We start from the raw sequence: 26,239 nt of genomic DNA, 5'->3' as shown, positions 1-26,239 counted from the left end.
TATTTTCGCTGCCTGTCCGGACTGCACATTGGGGATTTGATTGTGAGTAAATCATTCGGTCGGAAGGAACGCATCCGGGCAACCCGATTGACCGGAGCGAATGAGGATATCGCGCCGGGATGGGCGGTTCGTCAGCCCTGGACCCAGGGGTCCAGACTACAGGATTGGTTCTCCGATTGGGCGCGCGACCTGTTTGTTGGCAAACGTTCACGGCTTCCTAAAAAACGGCTGGGGATCGACACGCTCGAGCCCCGGCTTTTGCTTTCCGGGGACCCAATTGCCGCAGCAATGACCATCACCTCGGATGCCACGCTGCGTGTCGTTGAAAAAGAATACAATCGCGGCACGGAAGATGAGCCCGACAACGTCAAGGAAAAGCGCGTTCAACTGATCCAGGGCGTTTCGGCGTTGGGCAGCAACGTGATCGCGGAACGTCGGATCGTCGAAATTGATGGCCAGAAACGTGTCGTCACTGGTGATTGGGACGAGACAAGCACGATCATTGACACTCTGAACATCTCCGGTAACAACTCCAACAATAATCTGACCATCGACCAGTCGATCCTTAGCCTGCATGACGTGGTGCAGTTCAACGTTTCGCTTGCTGACGGCTCAGATATGATCAAGGGCCCTGAAAAAAGCGATGGCATGGTCTGGTCGCTGGATGCTTTGAACAGCACGGGCTTGACCGGCGAATTGGCGCTGCTGCAGCCCACGGGCGACATGACGAACCCCGACGAGGGCGACCGCACGCTGGACAACCGCGTCACATATCCCAATGGCACGCGCGATGAATTCCTGCGGTTCTCAGGTGTGACTGCGATCGAAGGCGAAAGCAGCCGCGATATCCTGTCGGATCGCATCGCGGGCTCCAGTGAATGGGGCCTGACGTGGGATGGCGAAACCAGCCTGAAACGCTTCACCACAACCACCGCTGTCGGAGGGACCACGGCGGCGCGCGAGTTTTCCTTCGAATTTACTGGGGCGGATGGCTTCAAAGGCGCCGGTGACACCCATCTCAACCTGTCGGGCGAAAGCCGGGGCGCATCGGGCATGGGCGCCGACATCAACGCCGAAAGCGGCGAATTGCGATTGTATGCATCTGCAGATATCGTGCGCTTCTTCCCGACGATGCTGGATACCGACGGGATTTCGGGCTTTACGGGAACCGGCGGCATCGACACAGGGCGTGCCGCGCAGGGCGTCGATTTCAACCTGCTTGACGGGCGTGACGTATTTTACGGCACCGACGATCTGCTGGAATGGAACGTGACCGCACGCGGCGCGGGCGCATTGCCCGAAGCCACCATCACGTTGGATTTCTTTGAGAATCCTGAAAACCCCGCCACGCCAGAGGACGCAGATCTCTGGATCGATCTGAACCAGACCGCGCAGCTTGCCGGGGTTGACGAAATCCGGGGCGGCGACAGCGATGACCGACTGACGTTGGGCTATGCGCCGAATTTGACGGTTGCGATCAAGGGTTCCGAAGACAATGCCGAGCTTGAGATCACGGGCGGCGGCACCGGCCTTTTCAAGGCGGACGACATCGAATTTCTGATCGTGACTGGCGCCGGGTCGGTGCTGGATTACTCGACGCAAAGCTATGACGTGTCGGTTGATTTCGGTCTTGGCACGGCCAGTGGTTTCCTTGAGATTTTGGGCTTTGTCGGTGTCCGCACCGGGTCCGGCGATGACGAGGTCATTGCAGCGGCAGACACGATCTTGATCGAAACCGGCGCCGGTGCCGACACGATCACTCTGACCCGGTTCACGAATACCGCTTCGGTCGACGCGGGTGCTGGCGATGACATTCTGATCGGTGATACCGATGCGCGATCCGACCGGGTCGCATATGTCGATGACGATGATTTCACCACGGCGGAACCTGATTTTGACGCTGACGGTAACCCGATTGAACGCGATCCAGTGACGGGCTTGCCGATCAATGGCCCGTACCAAATTACCAATCCTCTGGGTAGCCGTTTCCAGGTCAATGTGCTGGACGGCAACGGCGCGGACGGTGTGTTCACCGCCATTCTGCCAACCGGCGTGGCGCAGGGCGCGAGTGTCAGCTTTGCCAATGTCGAATCCATCGAAGGGCAGGGGTCATCGGGTGACGAAGACCAGCTGGTCATGAACCTTGGCGGTGGTGGCAGCGTTGTCTGGAATGTCACCACGGTTTATGAGGGAGTGATCGTCGCGGGCGGCGCTTCGCTGGCCTATTCGACCATTGCGCGCGGCCAGAACACCGGCACGCGGCCCCTGACGCTGAGCTACTTTGGCGATGCCGGCAATAACATCGGCACCTATGACGGCGACGTGATTGTCGATCTGTCGATTGAAGAAGCGGCAGGGTTCTCGGAATTCAAAGGTGACGTCAGAACGCTGATCGGCACCAACAAGAACGACGCGCTTCTGGGGAACGCGGCCACGTTGCTGATCGAGGCGCATGACGGTGATGACCAGTTGGGTCTGGTGACGCTGGCCGGGGCCGCTGCCGAAGGTGGCAGCGGAACTGATACCATCGCCTATCGTTCAGCTGAGGGCACCGTGACGCTGACCAATGGAGCCTTGGCGCAGACGGGCAGCAGTGCGGATGGCTCTGCAAACCTCTTGGGCATTTCCAAGGCCGTGATCCTGACGCCCCAGACCACAACCACCGCCGTGACGATCAACGCGGCGGCGTTCACTGGCGGCACGACCCTTCACGGCGGCGCTGGCAATGATTTTCTGACCAGCGGTTTGGGCGTGGACAATGGGTTTATCGGGTCGGCTGGCAATGACCGGATGACCAATTCCAGCGCATCCGCTGCGTTTTACGTGGTTACGGATGTGGCCGGAAACCGCGTCGTGCGAGATGGCGTGGCTGCAGGCGTCAATATCGAGATTACTAGCAGCGCAACGTCAAAGATCGATAGCCTTATTGGTGTGTTCAACGAGATCCGTCTGGCGGGCGACGACAATGCCAATATCTTCAACGCGTCCGCTCTTACCTCGGCCAGCGTCCTCCTGATCGGCAATGGCGGCAATGACACGCTTATAGGCGGCTCCCTCGCGGATATCCTGACTGGCGGCGAAGGCCGCGACAGCTTCACCGGCGGCGGCGGCAACGATCTTCTGAAAGAAGACGGGTTCCGATCCTATGACCTGACCGCTGGTGGGCTCTACCATGACAGCGCGACCGACACCGATTATACGCTGGCGCTGACCTTACCGGCATCAAGCGGGGCAGATGACAGTTTCCGCCTGAATATCAGTGGGTTGGACGGAATCGAGATGACAACCGCGGCGCTTGGCTTTGATGCCACGACGGCGCAGGTGCAAACCGCCATTCAGGCGCTGCGCCAGTTCGACACTCTGGCCTATGACCTGACGATCGTCCGCGATGGCGATGACAAGATCACCAGCATCACGATGACTTTCGAAAACGCCTTTGGCGGGCGCGATCTGGGCCTCGCGATGTCCGGAGCGGGCACCTGGACCCCTTCGGCCGGCAGCCAGACGGCGTTCACCGCTAACGCCGTGGCAACGGCAGGCGCCCGTGCAGACGCGCGGGAAACCATCAGCGGAATTGAATCCGCAGCCTTCAGTTTTCAGACAGACGTGCCCGGTTGGGCCGATGTGGATGGCTGGAGCGGGGCGGTGTCGATCACCGGCTCAGCCCGGATTGACCATGTCACCCTTGGCGCCAATGACAGCGCCGATCTGGGTGAAGGCGACGATTTCCTTAACCTGACAGGCGCAGGCCCGCTGAGTGCGGGTGTGGTTCTGACCGGGGGAGACGGGTTTGACAGGCTTCGGGTTTCGGGCCAGACCAGCCAGGTTCTGACCGATGCCACGGTGACCCTGACGGCGGGCGCGGTGAACCACACGGGCTTTGAAGACTTCCATCTGATCGGCACGGGCGGGGATGACAATCTGGATGCGTCCGGTTTGAATGCCGGGGCCTTGACAGCAGCTACGCAGCTCTCGACGTTGAACGCTGGTGCGGGCTTGCCGATCCGGGCCAGCGACAATGACCAATTGAGTGTTGTGAACCGGGACCCGACTACCGGCAACCCACTTGCCCCGGCCAGCTTTGATACCGGCGAAACCGCCTATGACCTGAAGGTCATCCACCCCGATGATTCAGTGGCTTACGTTGACCTGACGGCTGATGCGACGACGATGCAGGACGTGCTGGACGCGTTCAATGCAGTGACCGGGTTGAGCGCGGTGATCACCAATGGTGAACTGATCATCACCTCGTCCGTTGCGGGCACGGGCGATCTGCGCTTTGAAGGCGTCGAGATCGACAATTCCACCACGCAGGGCAATTCCGGCACGGTGCAGGACATCTATGTCGACACATACATGCTGGAAGCACTGGGCCTGTCGGATGTCGCGTTTTCGGGCGCGTCGGTTACGTCATCCATGGGCAGCGGCATCTCCGCGCTGATCGACGGCACGGCTGGTGCGGACACGATTGTAGGGTCTGCAGGGTCCGACTTGTTGATCGCCGGGAGCGGTGCCGACGTCGTGACAGGCGGTGCGGGCAAGGATCACCTGATCCTCAGCACGACCGGAACAGCCGGTGACTTCGTGTTCACCGCCACGACCGCGACGGTTGCGAGCGCCCTGACCGCGACGTTCTCGGGCGTCGAGATCATTGAAGCACGCGGCGATAGTTCGGCTCAGGCCGTCGATGCGGCGGCTTTGACGGGGAAATTCATCTATCGCACCGGCGGCGGTGCGGACACCATCACGAAGGCCGCCGGAAAAGACACAATCATTGTCGAACGCTCCAGTGGTACGCTCACGATGCCGACGATCAATGTCGATGCCACGGCCGCCAACAACACCAATGATCAGGTGTTCGTTGAACTGAGCGGCACGTTCAGCGGTGACCTGTCCAGCATCCTGACCGGTATCACCGATCAGGTGACGCTAGGTGTCCTGCCGGAACGCGCGGATGAACTGCGCATCACGCGCGTGGATGACAGCACAACCTCTGATCTGACGCTGGCGGGCGGCACGACGACCTATGGCTCCGGCGTGTTCACGATCAAGGCCGACTCGATCCATGTCCAATCCAATATCGTGCAACTTGGGTCCGCAAGTGACACCGACCGGTTAATCTTCGAGACGACGAATTTCACCCAGGATCGGGGCACTAAGATTTTGTCGAATGGCGATGTGTTTTTTATGGGCCGGTCCGAAGACCGGCGGTGGACCTCGGGCTTCTACCAAATCCAGGCACTTGATATTAACTACACATTCGGCGCCGCAGATAGCGGCTCCGGAACTGCAGAGGTCGAAGGCCGAAATATCCGGATCGATCTGCGCGCAGGCAAACTGCCCGCCAAAGAGGTATCCACCGGTGATGATCCTGCGACCCCATCGTTCTGGGACACGCTCGGCGCCTCACTAGTAGGCGGGCTTGAGATGATTGCGGATTTGCTAGAAAGCTTGGCGCTGATTTCGGCCAATTCGCGGATCGTGTCTGATATCAATCTTACAGCCACCGAGCACTCGACGTTCACCACGACCGGGACAGGTGAACATGGTGATCTGGATATTCGGATCATTACACACGGCTTGAACTCGGCCTCGCCGATCGCCATTGTGGCGGGTATCGGTGTTGGTCTGTCTGAGGCGTATCACACGATCCAGATCGACAGCCTTCTCAACATAGAGGGCGATATGGAGGTTCGGTCCATCGCGGATATGTCGAACTCGGTCAAAGCCGATAGTGGTGGGTTGGCCGGGGTGGGAATCGGTATCGCGGTGTCGGTGAACATCGTCGAAAACGAAGTGATGGTGTCGGCCAAATCAGGCAGCACAGTTGGCGGCGATTTGCGGGTTTCCGCAGATACGATCGAACGCATCTACACCGAGGCCAGAGCCGCTAGCGGCGCCGATGGCGTTTTTACCCTTGCCGTACCAATTGAGGTTGGCGTCAACACGACCAGTGCCGGTGTTGCAAGTGAAGATCTGACAGTTGGTGGAAATCTGGTTGTGCAGGCCACGACTCATAAAATGTCTCTTGAGATGAAGCATGCTTGGTTTTTGCCGTATGAAACTCAAGGTCTCTTAGCCGGGGCGTCAACCGGCACCTTGTCTCTCGGCAATTTTGTCTCTGATGTTATAAAAGGCGCGGTGCCCGCAGGCGCCGTTGGCGGCGTAGCCATCAAGGAGCGCGCGAACTCGGCGCCCAAAGACGATAAAGACAAAAACTTTCGCGACAAGATTGCCAAATGGCTTGACGAAACGTTGGATGAAGCGCCGGTCAAACCTAAGGTGCAAATCGCGGGCGCGATAAGCATTCTGGTCGATAAAGACGATCTGGATGCCTCGCTTGGCTTTAAGGATGGATCTGCCAGCCTGATCAAGGTGGGAGAAACCACGAACATTGTCAGCACCGTGTCGGCGCGCCCCAAGATGACAACGACCGCTTTGGCGTCGAACGAAGGCAAAAGCGGTGCAGGCTCGTCCAAGGCCGGTGGCAGTGTCGCGATAAATGTAGGTGTGATGGATATCGACGCTGACGCGATCATCGAAGGCAACACGACCCTGCGCGCGCGGGGCGCAGTATCCGTCAAGGCCGCGTCTGAGAACAAAATCGACCCACTTGGGCTTTGGGGTGCGACACTTGTGGCGCCGATCATAGATGCTGCATCCTCGCCGGATTTTAAATCTACGGACGGCGTCAAAAACATTAATGTGGGTGACGTTGTCGAGGACGGTGATAAACGCTACAAGGCCCTGCTGCCCCAGACACAGGTTGATCTCAGCACCGAAGACTACGTCAATGAAGTTAATAATTGGGAAGAGTTCTCTCCGAATGTCTCGATCCTCGATCTGGTCGGAACGGCAGCGGACCATGTAGATGACAACTTTGGCCTTGCCTCGAACCTGTTTGACATCTGGGCCCAGAGCTTTGCGCGCGGTGAAACCCTGAGCATCGCAGTTGCGACTTCAGTCGTGATTCTGGATTTCCAGGCCAATGCCAAGGTGGAGGATGGCGCCAAGATTGTCGTCACCGATACTGGACTTGATGTCGGCACCGCCGGCACAACGCATCATGTGAATGTCAGCGCCGCCGCACAAAATGACATGATTGCCCTGCACGGCAATTTTGCACCGTTTGGACCAACCCTAGATGCAGCACCCGATCCTGCGCGCGACAAGGGCTTCAAGAAGGGACTTGGCGAATTCTATAATAACCACAAAAATAATGTGAAGGACCGCAAAGCGGTCCAGAACCCGGCTGGTGAGGGTGAGACCAAAAAAGCAGTCGGCGCATCGGTTTCGGTACTGTTTGAGACGACGAAGGCCGAAGCATATATTGGCGACGCGGTGATCATTGCTAACAATATGACTGTCGCAAGCAATGCATCACAACTGAACTTCGGATTGGCGGCGGCTGGCGGCAAGGGATCGTCGATGTCGCTCAATGGGTCGTGGAACCACACTACAGTTGATAGTTCCGCAATTACCCGGATCCATTCTGGCGTGAACATCACGCTGTCGGGAAATCTTGATCTGGATGCGACCGAACAGACATTAATCGTGCAGTTTGCCGGTGCAGTATCGGGGTCGAACAGTGTCGCTGTCGGCATTTCGGGGCTGACATTCCTGAGCGATCGTCGCGCCGAAGTTCTGATCGAAGACGGAACCGGGGGCGGCAGCATTGCAGTCGATGGCGCCATCACCATGGACGCCGAGGTCAAGGGCGCTTTTGTGGCGGGGTCGATTGCGGCCTCTGTAGCCAAACCGGCTCCTCCGGGCACGGGCTCCGGGGCTAGCAGTTCACAGCCGTCCTCTTCAGGTGCTTCGGACACCGCCGGTGTCGGGGACAAGGTCGGATCTGGGGTCAGCAAGGGTGCTGCTAAATCAAATTCGGGGTTTGCAGTCTCTGGCTCCGCTATCGGATTTGAAGAGGATATTTTCGTCACGACCGATATCACTGGTCTGGCAAGCCTGAGCGCGGCGTCGCTGTCCATGCGGGCCGAAGACACGGCTAACCGCATTCTGGTTGCCGGATCAGGTGCCATAACAACCACGCAAAAGGGCGTTGGCGTTGCAGGTGCCTTCGTGGTGATCGACAGCCAAAAAGAGATAGCGTCGCGCATTGCGACGACGACCGCGACTGCGATGATGTTGAGCGCGGGCACCCTGACGATGCGTGCGCGGGACAATTCGGGCTACTTCAGCCTGGCCGTCGGTGTTGCCGTATCAAAAGGCTCCAAAGGCGTCGGCGTGGCCGGATCGGTCACTGTCACTGTCGCCCGGGCTGAAATTGACGCTGGCTTATTCGGCCAGTCCGCCAGGCAGATTACGCTTGGCGCTGCAACGGCAATGGATATCGAAGCGCGCAATGACACTCTTTGGCTGCATATCTCGGGCGCGGGTGCCTATGGTGGAGCTGCCGGGGTTGGCGTCGCCGTCGGCATCGCCGTGATCGGCAGTCTGGTGGAAACCCATGTTGATCATGTCATCATGGGCAGCGGGATTGAGGCTGCTTCGCTAAAAGCGACGGCAGTGAACTCGATCACGCTTGTGAACCTCAGTTTCGGGGCTGCGGCATCAATCGGAGCTAGTGCCAAGGGCGCAGGCGTCGGCATGGTGGCGATCAACGTCTACAATGGCAGCACGGTTGTGGAATCAACCGGCAGCACGATTTCGGTGGCAGGCACTGGCGCGCTTGGGCTCATTGCCTTCGACGAAAGCGCGCTTGCCGTCACGGCTGGCGGTGTCGCCGTTTCGACCGGCAAGGCTGCCGTTGGTGTTGCGATTGCAGTCAACATCGCGGGCGAAGCCGAAAATGACGCTGGCCAGACACGCGGGACCGAGGTTCTGGTCACCGGGTCAACGCTGACCAGCGGGTCGGGTCTGTTGTCGGCCGTTGCCACATCGGACCTGACGATGGTGTCCATCGCGGTCGGGGCTGCAGTTGCGAAAAGTTTCGCGCTGGCTGGTAGCGCGGCGGTGAACCGCAACGATATTGGCACCAAGGTTGTCGTGGATGTAACCTCGACCCTAGCGGGCACCGGATCGATGCGTGCTGAAGCGGTCAATGTTTCCGATCACACGACCATTGCAGGTGGCGTCGGCATTGCGTTCGATCCGTCCAAGGGCGGCGCAGGCGGTGCGGGTATTGCAATTGCTTTGATTGACACAGCCGTAACGACGCAGGTCAATGGTACGGTTTCCATGACCAATGACGCGTCGGTCATCGCACGCGCCAACCAGACCAATGTGACCATCGCGATCGGTGGCGCGGGCTCGGGTGGTTTCGCTCTTGGCGGCTCAATTGCCGTTACCACGCTCAGTGGTGCTGTAAGCTCATCCGTTGCGCCGACCAGCGCCAAGACATGGACGCTGCGGGACCTAACGGTTTCGGCGCAGGAGAGCTCAACAGTCGTGTCCATCGCGGGTGCGGTCGGTGTCGGGCTGAGCTATGGCGGCGTCGGCGCGGCCTTCGGCACGATCACCAGCAACCGGTCGATCCTGTCCAGCGTGAATGGCCCGGTGACGGTCAACGCGTCCGGCCATGTTCAGATCACCGCCGGGTCGCGCAAACCAGTCGGGGCAGGGCAGGACAACGCCTACTTGACTAGTGCTATTGACGGTCTCGATGACGATGCGTTCAGCCAGGACGATAATACACTCGATAAATCCGATCTGCGGTCGCAGATGGTCAACATCACCGCCGCAATCGGCGGTTCGAAAATGGTCGGAATCGGCTTCAACCTCGCCTACACCGAGGTTGACCGCGAGATCAAAGCCTCTGTTGATGGCGGTGCGAACTTCAACCTGACCAACACCGACACGACCGCAATCATTGACGGCGAAGCGGGTCAGACCAAGGGTCTGCTGGTGAAGGCCGATGATGCCAGTGGCATTGTCGTGGTGTCGGTGGGCGCGGCAGCAGCCATTGGGCCGGGGCAGGCGATTGCCATCGCGGTCGCAGGCAGCGTGGCCTATTCCAATATCGACAGCTCGATCATTGCCGAGATCGGAAGTGCCACGGTCAACTTGCAAAATCAGGCTGATCTGGGTGTTCTGGCCCGCAACGACGCGGATATCATCGCGGTCGCTATCGGCGCGGCTGCGGCCGTCGGCGGGTCCACCGTTGGCGGCGCTGTCGGGTTCTCGGCGGCGGTCAACAAGATCTCTGGCGAAGTCGGCGCGCGGCTTTCAGGCACCGTCAACGCCACCGGTGGTGGGAGCACCAACATCTATGTGGATGCGGAAAATTCCGGGCTGATCGCGGCCGTATCACTGGCTGCCGCTGTGGCTGCTACATCGGGCGCGATTGCCTTTGCAGGCGGCGGCGCGGGTAGCGGCAACATCATTGCAGGCGCAACGTACGCGGTTGTGTCGGGTGCTACGATCACGGGTGCCAACGCGATGAAAGTGAACGCGCATGGCACCGCGCAGATCGTATCGGTCGTGGTCGGTATTGCGGTTTCGGTTTCGGCGGGATCAGGTGGTGGCCTGTCGTTCTCGTTGGGTGTTTCGGCAGCATCAAACGAAACCCAGGGCCTCGACGACCCGATCGTCGGGCTGCCTGCGGGCGAAGGCTATGTTGTGGCGGCACGGATCGCCGACAGCGCGGTCACGCTTGATAGCGCGCTGGATGTCGATGCGCGGTCCGACAACATCATCACTGCTGTGGTTCTTGCGGCTTCGGTTGCGGTTGCGGCATCGGGTGGCTTTGGCCTTTCGGCGGCTGGCGCCGGGGCAGGGGCTGGCAACTATGGCTCGTCCCGTGTTCTGGCTGAGATCGTGGGCAGCAATAGCAGTCACCGGACCGTTGCGAACGGCATTCATGTCGGTGCACTGAACCTATCGAAAATCACCGCTGTGATCGGCTCGGCTGCAGTTGCAGTTGCGGCTGGCGGCGGATCGAACGTGGCCCTGTCGATTGCTGTCGGTATTTCGATCAACTCCATCGACGCCTCGACCAAAGCGCGGATCAGCGGCTTTAGCGCTGCCGGCGCGCTGGATGCGAAATCCGGCGCGTTGGAGGTGTTCGCAGACACCGAAAGCGGCAGCGACAAGCTTGAGATCAACTCCACCTCTGTCGCGGCTTCGGTGGCGGTGGCAGCTGGTGGTGCGACGGGGATCGCGCTTGCCGGTGGCGGGGCCAATTCTATCAATGATATCAGCGGCGAAACCATTGCCGGGCTGAGCAATATCGGCGCGGGTGGGGCCGGATCGGTGACGGTCCGGACGCTTAACAAGATCGACATTGATGCCAATGTGGTCGTCGTGGCCGCCGGTGTTGGTGCGGCGGGCACCGGTGGTGCAGGCGCAGCGTCGATCGGGGCGGTCTTTGTGTCGAATGAGGTCGGATCGTCCAGCAACCCATTCGACGTGATCGCACGGGTCGCCGACGCGCGCATGACTGTGGCTGGCGAGATGTCCGTCACGGCAACCAATTCGTCGCGCATCTTCGCCAATGGGGACGCCATTTCCGCCGCCGTCGCGGTATCGAGCGATGTGGCGGGCGCCCTGTCCGGCGCGGGCGCGGGCGTCTACAACAAGGTTAATGTGAACACCCTGGCCGAGGTGACACGCACCAGCGGTCCGGTCGGCGGGTTGAACACCATGCTGACCGTGCGCAGCCTCAACGTGGCTGCGACAGATAATGCCGATATTCAGGCCATCGCCGTCGGCGCATCGGTCGCTGTGGGCGTTGGGGGGCTGGCCGTCGGGGTCGCCATTTCTATCGGGGTCGCGATTGCGCAGAGCACCGTCAGCAATGACGTCAAGGCACAGATCACGGATGGCGCCCTGGGCGTCGATCAGATGGTCGTGGCAGGGACCGCGGGCGTTGCGGGCATTCCGGCGGTCACGACTGTTCCTGCCGGAGGCGGGGCACCGGTTATTATCACCCCGGCTGTGGATGCCATTCCGGCAACGGGTGGCAACATTACCGTCAATGCCGACAACGATGCCACGGTCTTCGGCACGGCGGTTGCGGCTTCGGTCGCGGCGTCCTTCGGTCTGTTTGGCGGCATCGCGATTTCCGGGGCGGGCGCATCGGTGCACAACGCGGTTTCCAACAACAGCGAAGCCTTCATCACGAACGCGCGGCTGACGGCTTATGCCGGTAATATCGATGCCATCGCGACGAACGACACGCTTCTCAAAGCGCGGATCGTCACGGTTTCAGCCGCTGTCAGCGGCGGCATCATCGCGGGCGCTGGGTCGATCGGGGTGTCTATCCTGTCCAGCCGCGTCGGTGGCGATGGGCCGGGTGACCGGGAACAACGCACGCGTGCGGTCGTGACTAACAGCCAGTTGACCGCTGGTGGCAACGTTCAGGTCAATGCCGACGCCAAGGAAGAGCATCGGGTCGAGGCCGCCACAGCATCGGTTGCCGTTGCCATCGGCCTTGGCGGGTCGGTCGCAGGGGCCGGTATCGGGGTGTCGGTCTCGAACTATTCAACGGTTGAAGCGATTTCCACGAACAGCCTGATCACGGCTGGCGGCGACATAAGCGTGCTGTCCTTTGCCGAGACGCTCGTGAATGACGCCGTGCCGAACGGCTCTGGCTCTACAATGGTGGGCGTCGCGATGTCTGTCGGACTTGGCGCGATTGCGATCAATGTCAGCATCCTGCAGGTGGATGTCCAAAACACATCGCATGCCGTTGTGGATCATACCGGGCATGTCGGCCGGGTGCTGGAAGCGGGCGGCGACGTGACCGTGGACGCGGATTCGATCTCGCGCCTGCTGGACCTGAACGGGGTTGGCGTGGCCATCTCGGGTGGCGGTATTTCCGCGACCGGCGGTGGGCTCGAAATTACGCTGACGGTGCAAAACAGCGTCATGGCCAAGATCGACCTGTCCGGTAAGGAATCCGAGGTCAGCGCGACATCGGGCAAGGTGACGGTCGAGGCCAAGGACACGGCCGAATTCGACAGTAACGTCGCCAACATCAATACCGCGATTGCGCCTATCGGCCTGGCCGTGGGCGCCGCTGTCATGCTTTCGCGTCACAGTTCGACCGTGTCTGCCATGGTCAAGGACGCCCGTGTGACCGCGCATTCAATCGAAGTCGCAGCGCTGTCGGATGTCGATATCAAGGATGTCGGCGCCACCGGTGTCAGCGTCGGCACCATCGCGGTGGAAGTGAACGTTGCGCGGGCCGAAGCCGAAGGGTCCGTCGACACGACCATAGACAACGCGGTCCTGGTGGGCGAACAATTCGTTGATCTGACTTCGCGCGCTGACCTGTTCCTGCGCTCGTCCACGCTTGGTGTGTCTGCGGGTCTGGGCGCCATCGGCTCGATGACCGCCTTTGCCGAAGCAGGTTTGGGTCAGGATGTCGACAGTGGCATCGTATTGATAAACAACGTGGAAATCGTCAGCCGACAGTTGAATGCGCTGGCCGATTTGATTACCGACATGTTTGTGGACACCACGGCAGGCGGTGGTGGTGGGTTTGTCGCGATCGGGGCTGTCAGCCATGTGCGCGACAACACGACATCTGAAATATCGGTCGGATCGAACACCCAGATCGAAGCAGATGGTGTGAACCTGTCCGCCCGCGCATCGCGCGAAATGGATGGTAACGCGGACGCCAACAGCTTTGCGGCGGCAAGTGGCGCGGGCGCGAAACTTAACCTGTATGCCAATGGCGACGCGCGGATCAATTTTCTGACCGGCAATGGCCGCAGCAAGATTACCGGCACGTCGGTGCAGATCGACACCTACAACAAGGTCTACAAGGAAGCGGTTGTCAGCACGAATGGAGTGCCCGCGAAGGTGGCATCGAACGTGTCGTCGGGCTCCGGCAACCTGGCCGGCGTGACCGTCATCGGAACCGACGCCACCGTCGGCACAGATAGCGACAAATCCCGGTCGGCCATCTCGCTTGGTGATCTGTGGATCGAAGGCAAGGGCACGTTCACGGACCCAAGCCGGGTCGTGGTCCGCGCGCTCACCGACCATTCGGTCGCCGATGCGGTTGAGATTTTCGCCTTGTCTGGTCTGGGCGGTCTCGCAGTGTCCGACACTGATCAGACGATCAATGCCGAAACCGATGTGTCTATGGACGGCGTGTATATCGATAATCTTGGCGGCGACGTGAAGATTGAAACCCGCGCCAACATGCGCAACACTGCCGATGGCGCGGTGTTCCAGTCTGGGTTGCTGTCTGCGAACCTTGGCCTGGATGTGAAAGCAATCACCAACACCGCCACCCGGATCGATATCGACAATTCTACGATCGAAGGCCTGCGGGTCGAGGTCAGCGCCGGTAAGGCAAACAACACCGTCAGTTCGACCGTGTCGCGCACGGCGGCTAACGGGTCACTGGTGTCGGCGTTCATCTCGCTTGGCGTTGCGCTGCAGACCAACACCACCAACCGTGTGGCCTCGGTCGATATTGACGGCACGTCCAAGATCAACAGCGCCGGTAATGTGGTTGTGTCCGCCGAACGCGGGCTGTTCCAGCAAAGCAATGATGGCCTGGTGCTGGTTCTTGCGATCCCGCCCTATGGCTACAACGTCACGAACCAGGGAAGCCATGGCGGCTCGGCCAATGTGGTCATCGACCCGGGTGCGCGCCTGCGCGCCGGGGTGAATTACCAGACGGTATATGAGGTCGCCTATGTCGGTGACGGGGCGCTGAACCGCTGGAACGGGACTGACATTGTCATCAACTCGGACGGTACAGCGCGCCAGCTGTCGAACCAGATCACGCGCCCCGTCTTCGACGATGCGGGAGTTCAGACCGGGACTGCGACAGGCAGCGAAAAAGAAGTCATTCTGGGCGTCGCGGACAACCAGGATTACGTAATCCAGTACTGGAGTCCGGAGACACTGGCGACGGACCTTTATTACGGGGATGTCGTGCAGCTTGAGGCCGCAAACAGCGGTACGGCTGAAGGGACGGTTGGCAACTACTATCGCTTCCTCGGCGAAGGTCCGATGGCGATCACCATTCAGGCGACAGATTTCACCAATACCGCGCTGTGGCAGAACCTTGGTGCCAACCCGGGTGCAGTTGTCACGGATCAGGCCTTCGGGTCGAACGCCAACGCCTACATGCGCAGCGCGTTCTTCCAGCAGGTCGCCGTGATCCGCCCGGGCACGATGGACAACCCGATCATCAGCGTCGGGGAGCTGGCCACGCTTCTGGCATCTCAGTACCAGCAGGTCCGCCAGTGGATGCGTGACCATAACAGCAATGCCGAGGCGTTGGTGCGCTATGCCGCGCAGCTTGAGCAGATCGAAACCCAGATGACGGCCCTTGGGCTTGAGCCGCCCCCCAGTGACGGAAGCTCGGTTGTTCTGGAAGAAACGCTGCCAGCCGTGTTCCTAGAGATCCCGAACATCATCGCGGCGCCGGGCTCGATCTTTATCCAGTCTGAACAGCCTATTACGACTTTCAGCGTGCTGACTACCGGGGCGGACCCGACATTGCTCGCCCACAAGGATGTACAGGTCGACGTGCGGTCAGATGTATTCATGATGCACCGCGTGAATGACGTGGTGATCGCCAACACCAAAGTCGCACGCTTCAGCGAAGCGACCGGCGATTACACCGAATTCTACCCCGGCAACATCTATGCCAATGACCGGCTTGTCTCGGGTGGAAATTCGTCCGACGGAACCGCTGACATCAAGATCTCCATCAACGCGGTGAACCGGTCGACGTACGAATATGTCAGCGCGATCGAAACGGTGTATGCGCAAGCCAATGGGTATTGGACCGGCGGGGCGGTCAATTCGGGAACTTTTGTGCTCGGGACTCTGCCCGATCTGCCACCTGACCTGTATCTGCTTGGGTCGATCGTCAATGACTTCGGCAAGGTCACGGTCTCGACCACCACGGGCGCAATCCGTCTGACCGGTCAGATTCTGGCGAAAGAAGTCGCGATCCAGTCCGGTGGTGATTTCATCGTCTCGACCGATTGGTATCACGCAGGCGCCAATCCGCGGACTTATGGCGGGGTCAGCAACTTCATCGGGGCGCTTACGCCGTCGGACTTCGAAACCAAGGGCTCTGTTGCGACGCGCCACGCGGATGTTGGCGGCACGAACAACCTTGAAGCCCTTGCAATTCAGAACGGCCGTAATTCTGCCGCAGCCAATTCCGCAGTTGTGGCCAATGGCGTGGTTTCGATCGTTGCAACCAATGTGAACGTCAACGGGCTGATCCAGTCCGGCGTTCAGTCGGCTTCGATCACCATCCCCGAAGGCTTCGTGCCACCATCAACCAGCCGGTCAATCGTCAGTTCGGCCGACAGCGGCTTGTTCGGCATCACGTTCGGGAACATCAACGGGACGCAGGTGCCTCTGTCGGGCCGTTGGGACGCTAACGAACGTGCCATCGTTCTGGACGACATCGACTTTGCTGGTGGCCGGATCGAAATTACCGGCAACGTGTTCTCGACCGGAAATGGTGTGCTCAAGGTTGCATCCGGCTTTGCCGATGTGGCGATCCGCAACTATTCCAACCACAAGTTGATCCTGAACCAGATCAACACCAGCCGCGACCGGCAGGGCGTGATCCAGATCACCGATACGCTGAACATTCCGTCTGACGGATCGAACCCGAACCAGGCGCAGAAAGACAACTACGTCGCGTTGCGCACTGTCTATACGGAGAACTCCGGCGGGATAATCCGGCAGCAGTTCAGGGGTGATATTGCGCGTGACAGCAACGGTGTTTTCGAGGGCGTGCAGTTCACGCAAATCGGCAGCGACACCCCAATCGGCAGCTCGACCACGACCCATTCGCCAAAGGCGGGCACTTATTACGTCTGGACCGAAGGCCAGTCATCGGTGGTGCAGGAAATTTATACCGAATACTGGAAGACGTTTAACCTGTTCTTCAACTTCCCGGCCGGCAGTGGCACGGAATTGTCGCGTAATGTCGAAACGCTGAGCGACAGCCCGCTTCTGGAAAGCGAGGGCACGCAGGCCTTCAATGAACTGGCAGCTGCTCTTGGCATCAATACGTCGAATGCCGCCGGCGCTGATATCATCGGGCGCTACAAGAACATCACGAATGTGGCTGTTGAATTGCTCAACGGGGATACCATTCGCCATACTTTCGCGCCAAGCGGCGGCAGCGAAACCACCGTTTATTATCGCTACAATCCGGATGCAGCGGGTGCGAAGCTTGAGATTCAACTGAGCGACCTATTCAAGGCCGATGGCACTATAATCGACCTGCAGACCGATAATTTTGACCTCGTCACCGGCCAGACGTTCACGGAAAATGACCGTGACGCCGGTCAATATCTGTCCACCTTCAAGAACTTTGACCAAACCGTCCGCGAGTGGAGCGAAGGCGGTGGTTACATGAAGAAAAAGACAAAATACAAGGAAACCACGACCACCGAAGGCCTGAAGAAATACTGGGATATCGGCCTGAAAGCCGACCGTGCGATCAATATTGAATTCCTGGCCGGTAGCGTGATCCCCGAAGTGCGGATCGAAAGCGTCGGCGAGGTTAACCTGGCCGGTGATATCCGCATGGCGCCCGATGCGCATGTCTATATCAACCCGCTGTTCGCCACACCTTCCAAAGCGTTCGGCAAGAACGGCGGCAGCGTGATCGCAACGCAGAACGTGTCGATCACAGGTAAATTGCAAGCGGTCCGATCTACGGGCACGTTTGATACTGTTCTTGTGAACTTTGTCGAGTCCCCGGCGCCCGTCGCTGCTGCGGCCTTTGCTGCGCCGGCGGCGTTTAGCGTCGCGCCGATGAGCCTGATGTCGTTCGCCTCGGCGGTTACACCGCCGCCTGCCGTCTTGTCCGCGCCCGTTGTCACGCCCCCGGCTGGCACACAGGAGCTGGACATCGAAGCCGATGTTGCGATCATGATCGATCTGGGGTCGAACACGAACTCGGACGGCTATGTCGTGGTCAAACGCGCGTGGTCCACTGGTGGGCTGGTCTATATCAGCGCGCCGCAGGGCATCTTTGCAGCCGACGGCGGTTCAGCGTCGAACCCCCATGTCCGCGCCGACCGGATCGAACTTCAGTCCAGCCAATCGGTGGTGGGCACTGTCGACAAGCCGATTTTCATCGATACCAACCATTTGGTCGTCAATGGCGGCTTTGCAGGGGCTGCGAAGCTTGGCATGAACGTGGTGGAAGTTGCGGGCGATCTGCATCTGGTCCAGCCGGAAAACATCCGCACCAGCTTTATCCGCGAAGATCAGCAGGCCGAAGACAGCCTTGGCTCGATCTCTGTCGGATCGCTTGAGGGGGCCGTCCGTTTGACGGCGTTGTCCGGGTCGATCCTTGATTACAACTTTGAAACCGACGGCGCGATGACCGACGCGCGGCTTGCGGCGTATCAGTCCCGTCTGGGCCTGGCCGAAGGCAAACGTACGATTGCGGGCCAGGAGTTGGATAACAAGGCGAAGTCGGAATATCAGGTCTATGTCGATTACTGGAACCTGATCCGCACGCCCGAAGGCACCGGTCCGGTCAGTTCTGATCTGTCCAGCCTGCAGTCCTTTGATGATCTGGTGGCCAATACGGTCGCTGCATCCCAAGCGGCTGTGGCTCTTGATCCGACCACGGGTCCGGTCCTGACGGTGGCGCAAGCGACCGCACAACAGACCGCCCGGTTCAGCACGATTCACGCTCAGGAATTCGACAAGAGCTTCCGCAACACCGACAGCTACAACCAGTATTACAACCTGATTTGGGTGGATGGCGAAACCAACGATATCGACCAGATGAGCACCTTCATCGCCGAGGTTGACCGCCAGTTGTTGAACGATTTCGCCAGCCGTGTGTCACAGACCTACGGCGGATTGCACGCAACGCTGGCCGACGATGCCGTCGGCGTCGGCAGCGATGTGCGGATCTACATCGAAAACATCCATGCCAACGCGATCGACAAACCAGTTCTGGCTGACATGACCAGCTTTCAAACCTATGTTGCGGGGACACTTTCGGGCGGCGAAACACCTGAGCAGATCGCAGCGGCCACCGATGCGGCGCTGGCACAGTTCCAGCCGATCCATGACGCGCTATGGGCGTTCAACAACGGCACGCTTCAATCCTATATCGATGAGGTGCGCGACGGGTCTCAGGCCGAAGGCGACAAGGATGGAAGTAATGTTTACCTGAATGTCTGGGCGCAATTCCAGCAGCGCGGAACCGATGCCGCGATTACGGCAGATGTGACCGCCTGCACCTATGACGGTCTGTTCGCGGGCTATGATGGCGCGGCCCGCAAAGCGGCCATTGAAACGGACCTGACCTACAAGTTCGTCGTCATCCACGACGCCAACAAGGCCCGTGAGATCAAGTCTAGCTATGTCGAAAGCCTTTTCCTTGAAGATGCGGCGCGCGAAACGGCGATCGATGCCGAACTAGCGCGCATTGCCAGCCTGAATCAGACCTTGCCCGCCGCGGTGGCCAAGGCGTTGTATCCGCTGCTTGAGGTCGGGGCGATTGCCGGCGGCGCGACTGCCGCCGCTGAAAATGCCAATATCATCGCGCCCGAGGTTATCTTGAACGCGGCCGGTACGGCGACGGGCGAAGGCCAGATCGGCACGCTGACCGAGCCCAGGGATATCGACTTCACCGCCGTGCTTGAACGCGATGACAGCCTGTCTGACGCGGAAAATCAGGCACGACTTGACGCCCAGAACCTTCGCCGTGCGCTGCAGGTGCAGGATGTCGTCGATGTTGTGCACCAGATCTACGTCCGCACTGGGTCCGATATTATTATCACGGCCCCTGGCGAAAATCCCGCACCGACCGATCCGCCGGAGCAGGGCGCGCTGGAGACCGCTGCGGGCTGGACCGCGCTGAACCTCGTGTTTGGTGATCTGACGGATGCAAACCGCCCGACGGTCGATGTGACCAGTGGCGATGTTCTGGTGCTGTGGGGGACGTGGCAGGATGTGCCCGGCGATACGACCGCACTGACCTATCGCTATTTCCAGTATACGGGCGCTAACCTGACGGTTGAACCGCAGTCCGTCGACTGGTCCGCACCCGGCGGTGCGTGGAACAACATTACAGACGACATCGAACGCACCCCCGAGGTCGGGTCCATCGACATCGACACCGGCGACATCTTTGCAGATTTCTGGGATGTTCAGCGCGTTTCGGCCCGGCCCTTCGCCGATGTGAACCTGCGCGCCAGCAACCCCGACGCCCGGACGACCATTGAAATGACCTCGACCTCGATGGCGGGGATCGGTCATGACGGCGTGTCGCTTGATGTGCGCAAAGTCGACAGTGGCGGCTTCCTGCGACTGCTGACCACCGGTTCGATGGTCGATATTTCGCCGGATGGCGTGGCGGCTGCATCGGCTGAGGAATATATCAGCTTGATCTCGGATGGCATGATCGGCAGTGAAGACACCCCCTTCACCATCAACGCCTCGGGCGACAGCGTGCTGCTGCTGCAAGCCACGCAAAGCGCCTATGTCGAACAGTTGGGCGATGATCTGACCGTTCAGCTTGCGCTGGTCGGTGGCGACTTCGTGCTGACGATGGACGACAATCTGAGCATTGGCGATATCGAAGTGGGCGCGGGCGTTGCATTGAACGTCGGCGGCAATGTTGTCGATTTCTCAAGCGACGATGATGACCCGTCGGCGGATATCACGGCGTCAACCCTGACGCTGGATGTCGGCGGCAACTTTGGCGCGGATGGTGAACGCATCGAAATCCGCGTCGGGTCCGGCGTGGCGGGCTCAGTGGGCGGAAACTTCGTCGTTCACGAATTCAACACTTACGTTCAGGGTGGCGATCTGACGATCACAGGGGCTGCGGATATCCTGAGCCAGGGCACCATGTTCGGAGCCGACGGCGCCGTGCTCAGCGCCAATGACATCACGCTGCGGTCGGTGCTTGGCGATATCGGTGTTATTGACCCGCTGCAGCGCTTCGACATCTTGCTGACAGGTGGCGGTCTGCTGACCGCGCAGGCGGTGAACAACATCGTTCTCGGCTCGGCCGGTGTGGTCGCCATCAACCGCGTGACGTCACAGGCGCTTGTCGATATCGAAACGACCGATGCGATCACTGATGGCAATACTGACAACTTGTTGAACGTCGAAACCGTCAACCTGCGTATGAAAGCGTCGGGCATCGGGACCAACGCCAGTGATATTGAGATTGAAGCGGAGCGTTTGTCATTTGATGCCGGAGCGGGCGGCGCGTTCATCGAATCCTTGCAATCACTCTGGATCGACGAAAACCACTTTGGCGGGTTTGCTGCGCAGTCGCTTGGTGACGTTGTTATTTCCGTCCGCGAAGGCGCCGGGAACGACGACGACCTGATCATCGCGGGCTACATGAAGGTCGGTGACGATGGTACTGGCGCGCAGGACCTGACGCTGCGGGTCGGTGATGATGTTCGCCAGACCGCCGCAAGCTCAATCGACGTGACGGGTGATGTCCTGCTTCTGGCCGATTATTTGAATTTTGACAGCGGGACAGGCGCCACGGTCGAGATTTTCGGCGACATCAGCGCGACAAGCACTGAAATCCGTGGCAACGTTGACAGCGACACCATTTTGATCCGGCCCGGCGATGTTGACGGCGACGTCTACGTTCGCGCCGGCGGCAACAAAGACAACATCACGATCACGGAACTGGGCAACCGCGACGCCGAGGATGAATTTGTCCTCGATGGTCAGCAGGAAAGCGATGAGTACATCATCAACCGCAACAGCGGCGCCGTGACAAACGTCATCACAGTGGCGGACACCGGGGCCAAATCGGACGGCGCGGATGTGCTGACGATCAATGGTCGCGACGGTGAAAAGGACGTGGTCCTTGTGCGAAAGGAATTCGTCGCGTTGCTGAACGAGGATAGCAACGGCGATACCACCGATGATTACGAACGCATCATTTATACCGGTACCCGCGACACCGGTGAATTCAACATTAACGGCCGTGTGCGTGTGAACGCGCTTGGCGGGGAAGATGAGTTCTATTCAGACGACACGTCGACCATGATCACGCTGGATGGTGGCGCGGGCGCAGACACGTTTCAGATCGGACAGATGTTCGGGTCGGATCGTGTGGTGCCCAATGTGTTGCTCGGCGATGAGATCGAGACAAACGAAACCACCCAGGGCTTCCTGTCGGTCGGCAACAGCCATCCGATGATCGTTTATGGCGGCACGGAAAATGACACGTTCAACGTCTACTCCAACAAGGGTTTGACGAAACTGTTTGGCGAAGACGGCAACGACATCTTCGTCGTGCGGGCCTTTGTATTAAAGGGTGATCCAACCAGGACCGCAGGCGGCGGCGATGCCGAAGCCTTTGGCGGCGGCGGCGATGACAGCTTCCTTTACAACATCAACGCACCGCTTGCGATTGACGGCGGGGCAGGGACTGACACGATCGTCGTGCTTGGCACCGAACGGGCCGACAGCTTCCTGATCACCGAACAGGGCATCTTTGGCGCGGGTCTGAACATCAGCTTCGAAGGGGTCGAAAAGGCCGAGATCGACGGGCTGGAAGGCGACGACACGTTCTATGTCCAGTCGACCGCGGCCAATATGGCAGTAACCGTCATTGGCGGTCTGGGGTCGGATTACATCAGTGTCGCGGGCGACGTGATGACCGACATCGTGTCGCTTGAGGTCGAAGGCAGCTCGGGCATTGTCAACCACGCGGTGAATTCGCTCGACCCGGCCTTCAACGGGATCTTCGTTGATGGTTTGCGCCTGAACGTTGCCAATGAAAACTCCGGCCTGTTTGAGATGGATACCAGAGGTCTGGCGATCCTCAACGAAGGCGGGACCTTCGGCTACTACGACATCCGCATGACCCAAGCGGTTGCGGCGACCGCGTATCTGACGGTATCGGCGGCGCGGTCATCAACCCAGGATCGCAGCTTGCCGGGGGCCGTGAAGGCAAACTCTGCACTGGTCTCGACCAGTTCGGGCAGCGGTTACGAATCTGCGACTGTCCTGACCTTCACCAACTCCACCACATGGCAAAGGGTCTATGTGCAGGCGCCCGAAGATGGCGCTGCCGAAGGTACGCGCGACGTGGTCATCAGCCATCAGGCGATGGCCGCAGGCGGTACCCCGGTGGAGATTGCCGACAAGATCAACACCACCAAGATCGCGAATACCGAAGTGACGGTGTTCGACAATGACGCTTACGGCATCCGTGTCGCTGGCAATCCGTCGTCGATCGACATCGCAGAAGGGGCGGCTGGCGAAACCCTGACGCTGACGCTGTCACGTATGCCTGATGTCGGCGAAGATATCGTCTATGAGATCGACTATCCGACCAGTGATTATACGGTCACCAGCACGGACGCGACGTTCACCTATGTTGATGACGGCAAGCTGCACGTCCAGTTCACCACGGCCAATTACGCGACCGGCATTGATGTCACGGTCACGGCAATTGACGACTCGATTGAGGAAAACCGGGAACGTCAGCGGCTGTCCATCGCGCTGGATCAAACTGATACGACGCAAGCGTCGTGGAACGATCTTGCCGACCCGACCGAGGTCGACGTGCGTATCTTCGACAATGAAAAGGGCGAGGTTCTGGTCACCGAAACCGGTGGTGACACCATCGTTTCGGCGACGGCGCCCGACACCTACACGCTGGTCTTGTCGAAAATGCCGACAGCCGATGTCTTCATTTCGGTTCTGACGGACGGTCAGACCATCGCCACCAGCACCGATACCGCGCGCTGGAACAACACTGACAAGACGGTGACGTTCAACGCAACGAACTGGGATCAGCCGATCACCATCGATCTGACCATCGGCACGATCGTGTCTGAACCGCAGCCCACGATTGACCCCGGTGCGCAGAACCATCTGGTATCTGACATTCAGGGGCCGCTGTTCATCTTTGGCGGTGTCGGACCGGGCGCTGACCGTGCCGTGAAAGTGGCCAAGACCCTGCCGACCGAATTGAACGCTGAACTTGTCGCCGTCACCAACCCGGTGGACGAGAACGAACAGACCGACCGTCTGGTCGTGTTCAACGATGGCAGCAACGCGGTCCAGTCCGGCAGGATGTCTGAAGACACAAACACGGGCTACGACAACATCTCGGGCTTCGATATGGGCACAACCGATCTGGTGCTGAATTTCGGCACTACGGCGATTCCTGATCCGCAAACCTTCAAGGCCGGTATCAACTATGATGAAATGGAAGTGGTCGAACTGCTGCTGGGCGACAACAACGACACGCTGATCATCGAAAGCACGGCCCCGGACGCGCTGACAGTTGTCCATGGCGGCGGCGGGGATGACACCATCCGTGTTCAGGCGCCTGCGGGGACCAGCGGTGCCAATGTCGGCGGTAACAACCGCACGCTGGCGATCTTTGGCGACACGACGCAAGATGGCCTGCGCTACAACAGCGTGACAGGTGCGCTTGACGGGTCGGGGCGCGAATTTGCAGCCGGTGGCGATGACGTCATCGACGTGAGCGAGGCGAACGGCTTCGTGATCGTTTCGGGTGGTGTCGGCAATGATCGGATCACTGGCAGCAACCACAATGATCATCTGCTTGGCGGATCAGGCGATGATACGATCAACGCGCTTGGCGGAAACGATCACGTCTATGGTGACAACGCGCTGATTATCGATCAGTCGGTGCGCCTTGAAAAGCAACCGCAATTGATCTCGATCGTGACCGAACAGGTTGGAACGACCGGGTACAACGTGAAAACCGGGGATGCATTGAGCGCGCCGGGTGCGGATGTGATCAGCGGGTCGGGCAATAACGTCATCCTCACGGATTTCGGCCTTATCGAACAGATCGCGGGCACCAACCGGGCATTCGATACCGCCAGCATCGTCAACATCCAGTCGCAGCGTGAAGACGAAGGCGGCGCCGATGTCGTGAACATGGCAGGCGGCCTTGACTTCGTGATCGGCGGGCAGGGCACCGATGATCTGAGCATCGGCACAGGTGGCGGCGTCATTCTGGGCGACAATGGTCAGATCGATATGGACCCGGCCAGCCAGCAACTGGTTCAGATTGCAACACATGCCAGCGCATTCGGCGACAGCGACACCATCACAGCGAGCGACGGATCGGCGTTCATCTTTGGTGGCTCGGCAGGGGATCAGATCACCACCGCGGGTGGCGATGATGTCATCGCGGGCGATCAGGGCACTCTCGCTTTTGTAAGCGGCGTTCGGTCGGTGTTCGAAGGTCCGATCGAAGACCCGGCCTATGGCGGCGACGACACGGTCAGCACCGGGGCAGGCGACGATTGGGTGATCCTTGGCGAAGGCAACGACATGTCCACCAGCGACTCGGGCCTGAACATCGTGATCGGCGATGCCGGTGGGATCGAGGCCGAGGGTACGACGGGCATCTATGAGCGAGTCGAAAACACGCAAACGGGCACCGGTGGCGACGACACTGTAGTCGGTGGCTCCGGTCGCGATGTCCAGCTTGGCGGTGCAGGCGCAGACAGCCTGACCGGCAATCTTGGCAACGATCTGTTGAATGGCGACAATGGCCTGCTGACCCGCATGACGCCCTTTGCCTCAGGGCAACGGACCTTTGAAAGCACCGCGATCACCGATGGCGGCAATGACACGCTGATCGGGGACACGCTTGATGACCCCGAAACCGGGTTCGACGTGATGATCGGCGGTATCGGCAATGACACATTCAGCCTGTCGCTCGGAACCGACATCGTGGCCGGTGAATTCCTGCGGGTACGTTTTGTTCCGACAGGTGGCGATCGTGACCTGATCACATCGTTCCTGACCCCGGCGGTCCGCGATCTTGACCTTCTGGTTCAGCTCACACTTGGCGTGAACTTCTCGTCTGAGCGCACTGTCATCGTTGGCTCGCCCGAAGGTACCAACATCGACATCGGCTTCCCTGGCGACGCGCGGGTTTCGATCCTTGATCGGATGGATCTGTTGTTCCTGGATGGCGGCATTTTCGGTGCGGCCTTGATGGAAGGGTTGCTGTCCGAGGATGATCTGAGCCTGATTAGCGGTCTGACAGGGTTCCGTCTGCAAAGGATCGAAGGCGTGCTGGGCGGGGCGGGAGACGCGTTGCTGGATGCCACCAATGCGGCCGAACCGCCGTCCGATGAAAACGGTACTGGCGAACAAGGCGCGTCCGGGACTGGTCATGGCACCGCACCGGAAGTTCAGGAAGACCCAGCATTGCGTGCCCTGGAGGCCGAATTTGCCACGGCGCGCGCCGCGGCGGCTGAGGATGGGACCGATGGTGGTTGGCAGATGGGTGGCTGGCTGATAGGCACATAGTACCGATCCGTCC

General features: G+C 59.7%; 1 protein-coding gene. It reads left to right on the top strand.

The features are described from left to right. Positions 1-42 precede the first annotated feature (42 nt). A complete protein-coding gene (locus TR2A62_RS03765; protein WP_040820156.1) occupies positions 43-26,226 on the top strand; it encodes an LEPR-XLL domain-containing protein in 26,184 nt (8,727 codons plus the stop codon). Positions 26,227-26,239 lie beyond the last annotated feature (13 nt).

The organism is Thalassobium sp. R2A62 (assembly GCF_000161835.1).
Taxonomy (GTDB): domain Bacteria; phylum Pseudomonadota; class Alphaproteobacteria; order Rhodobacterales; family Rhodobacteraceae; genus Thalassobium.
Note: the sequence above shows the minus strand (reverse complement) of the source record. Positions and strands in the feature narration are given on the sequence as shown.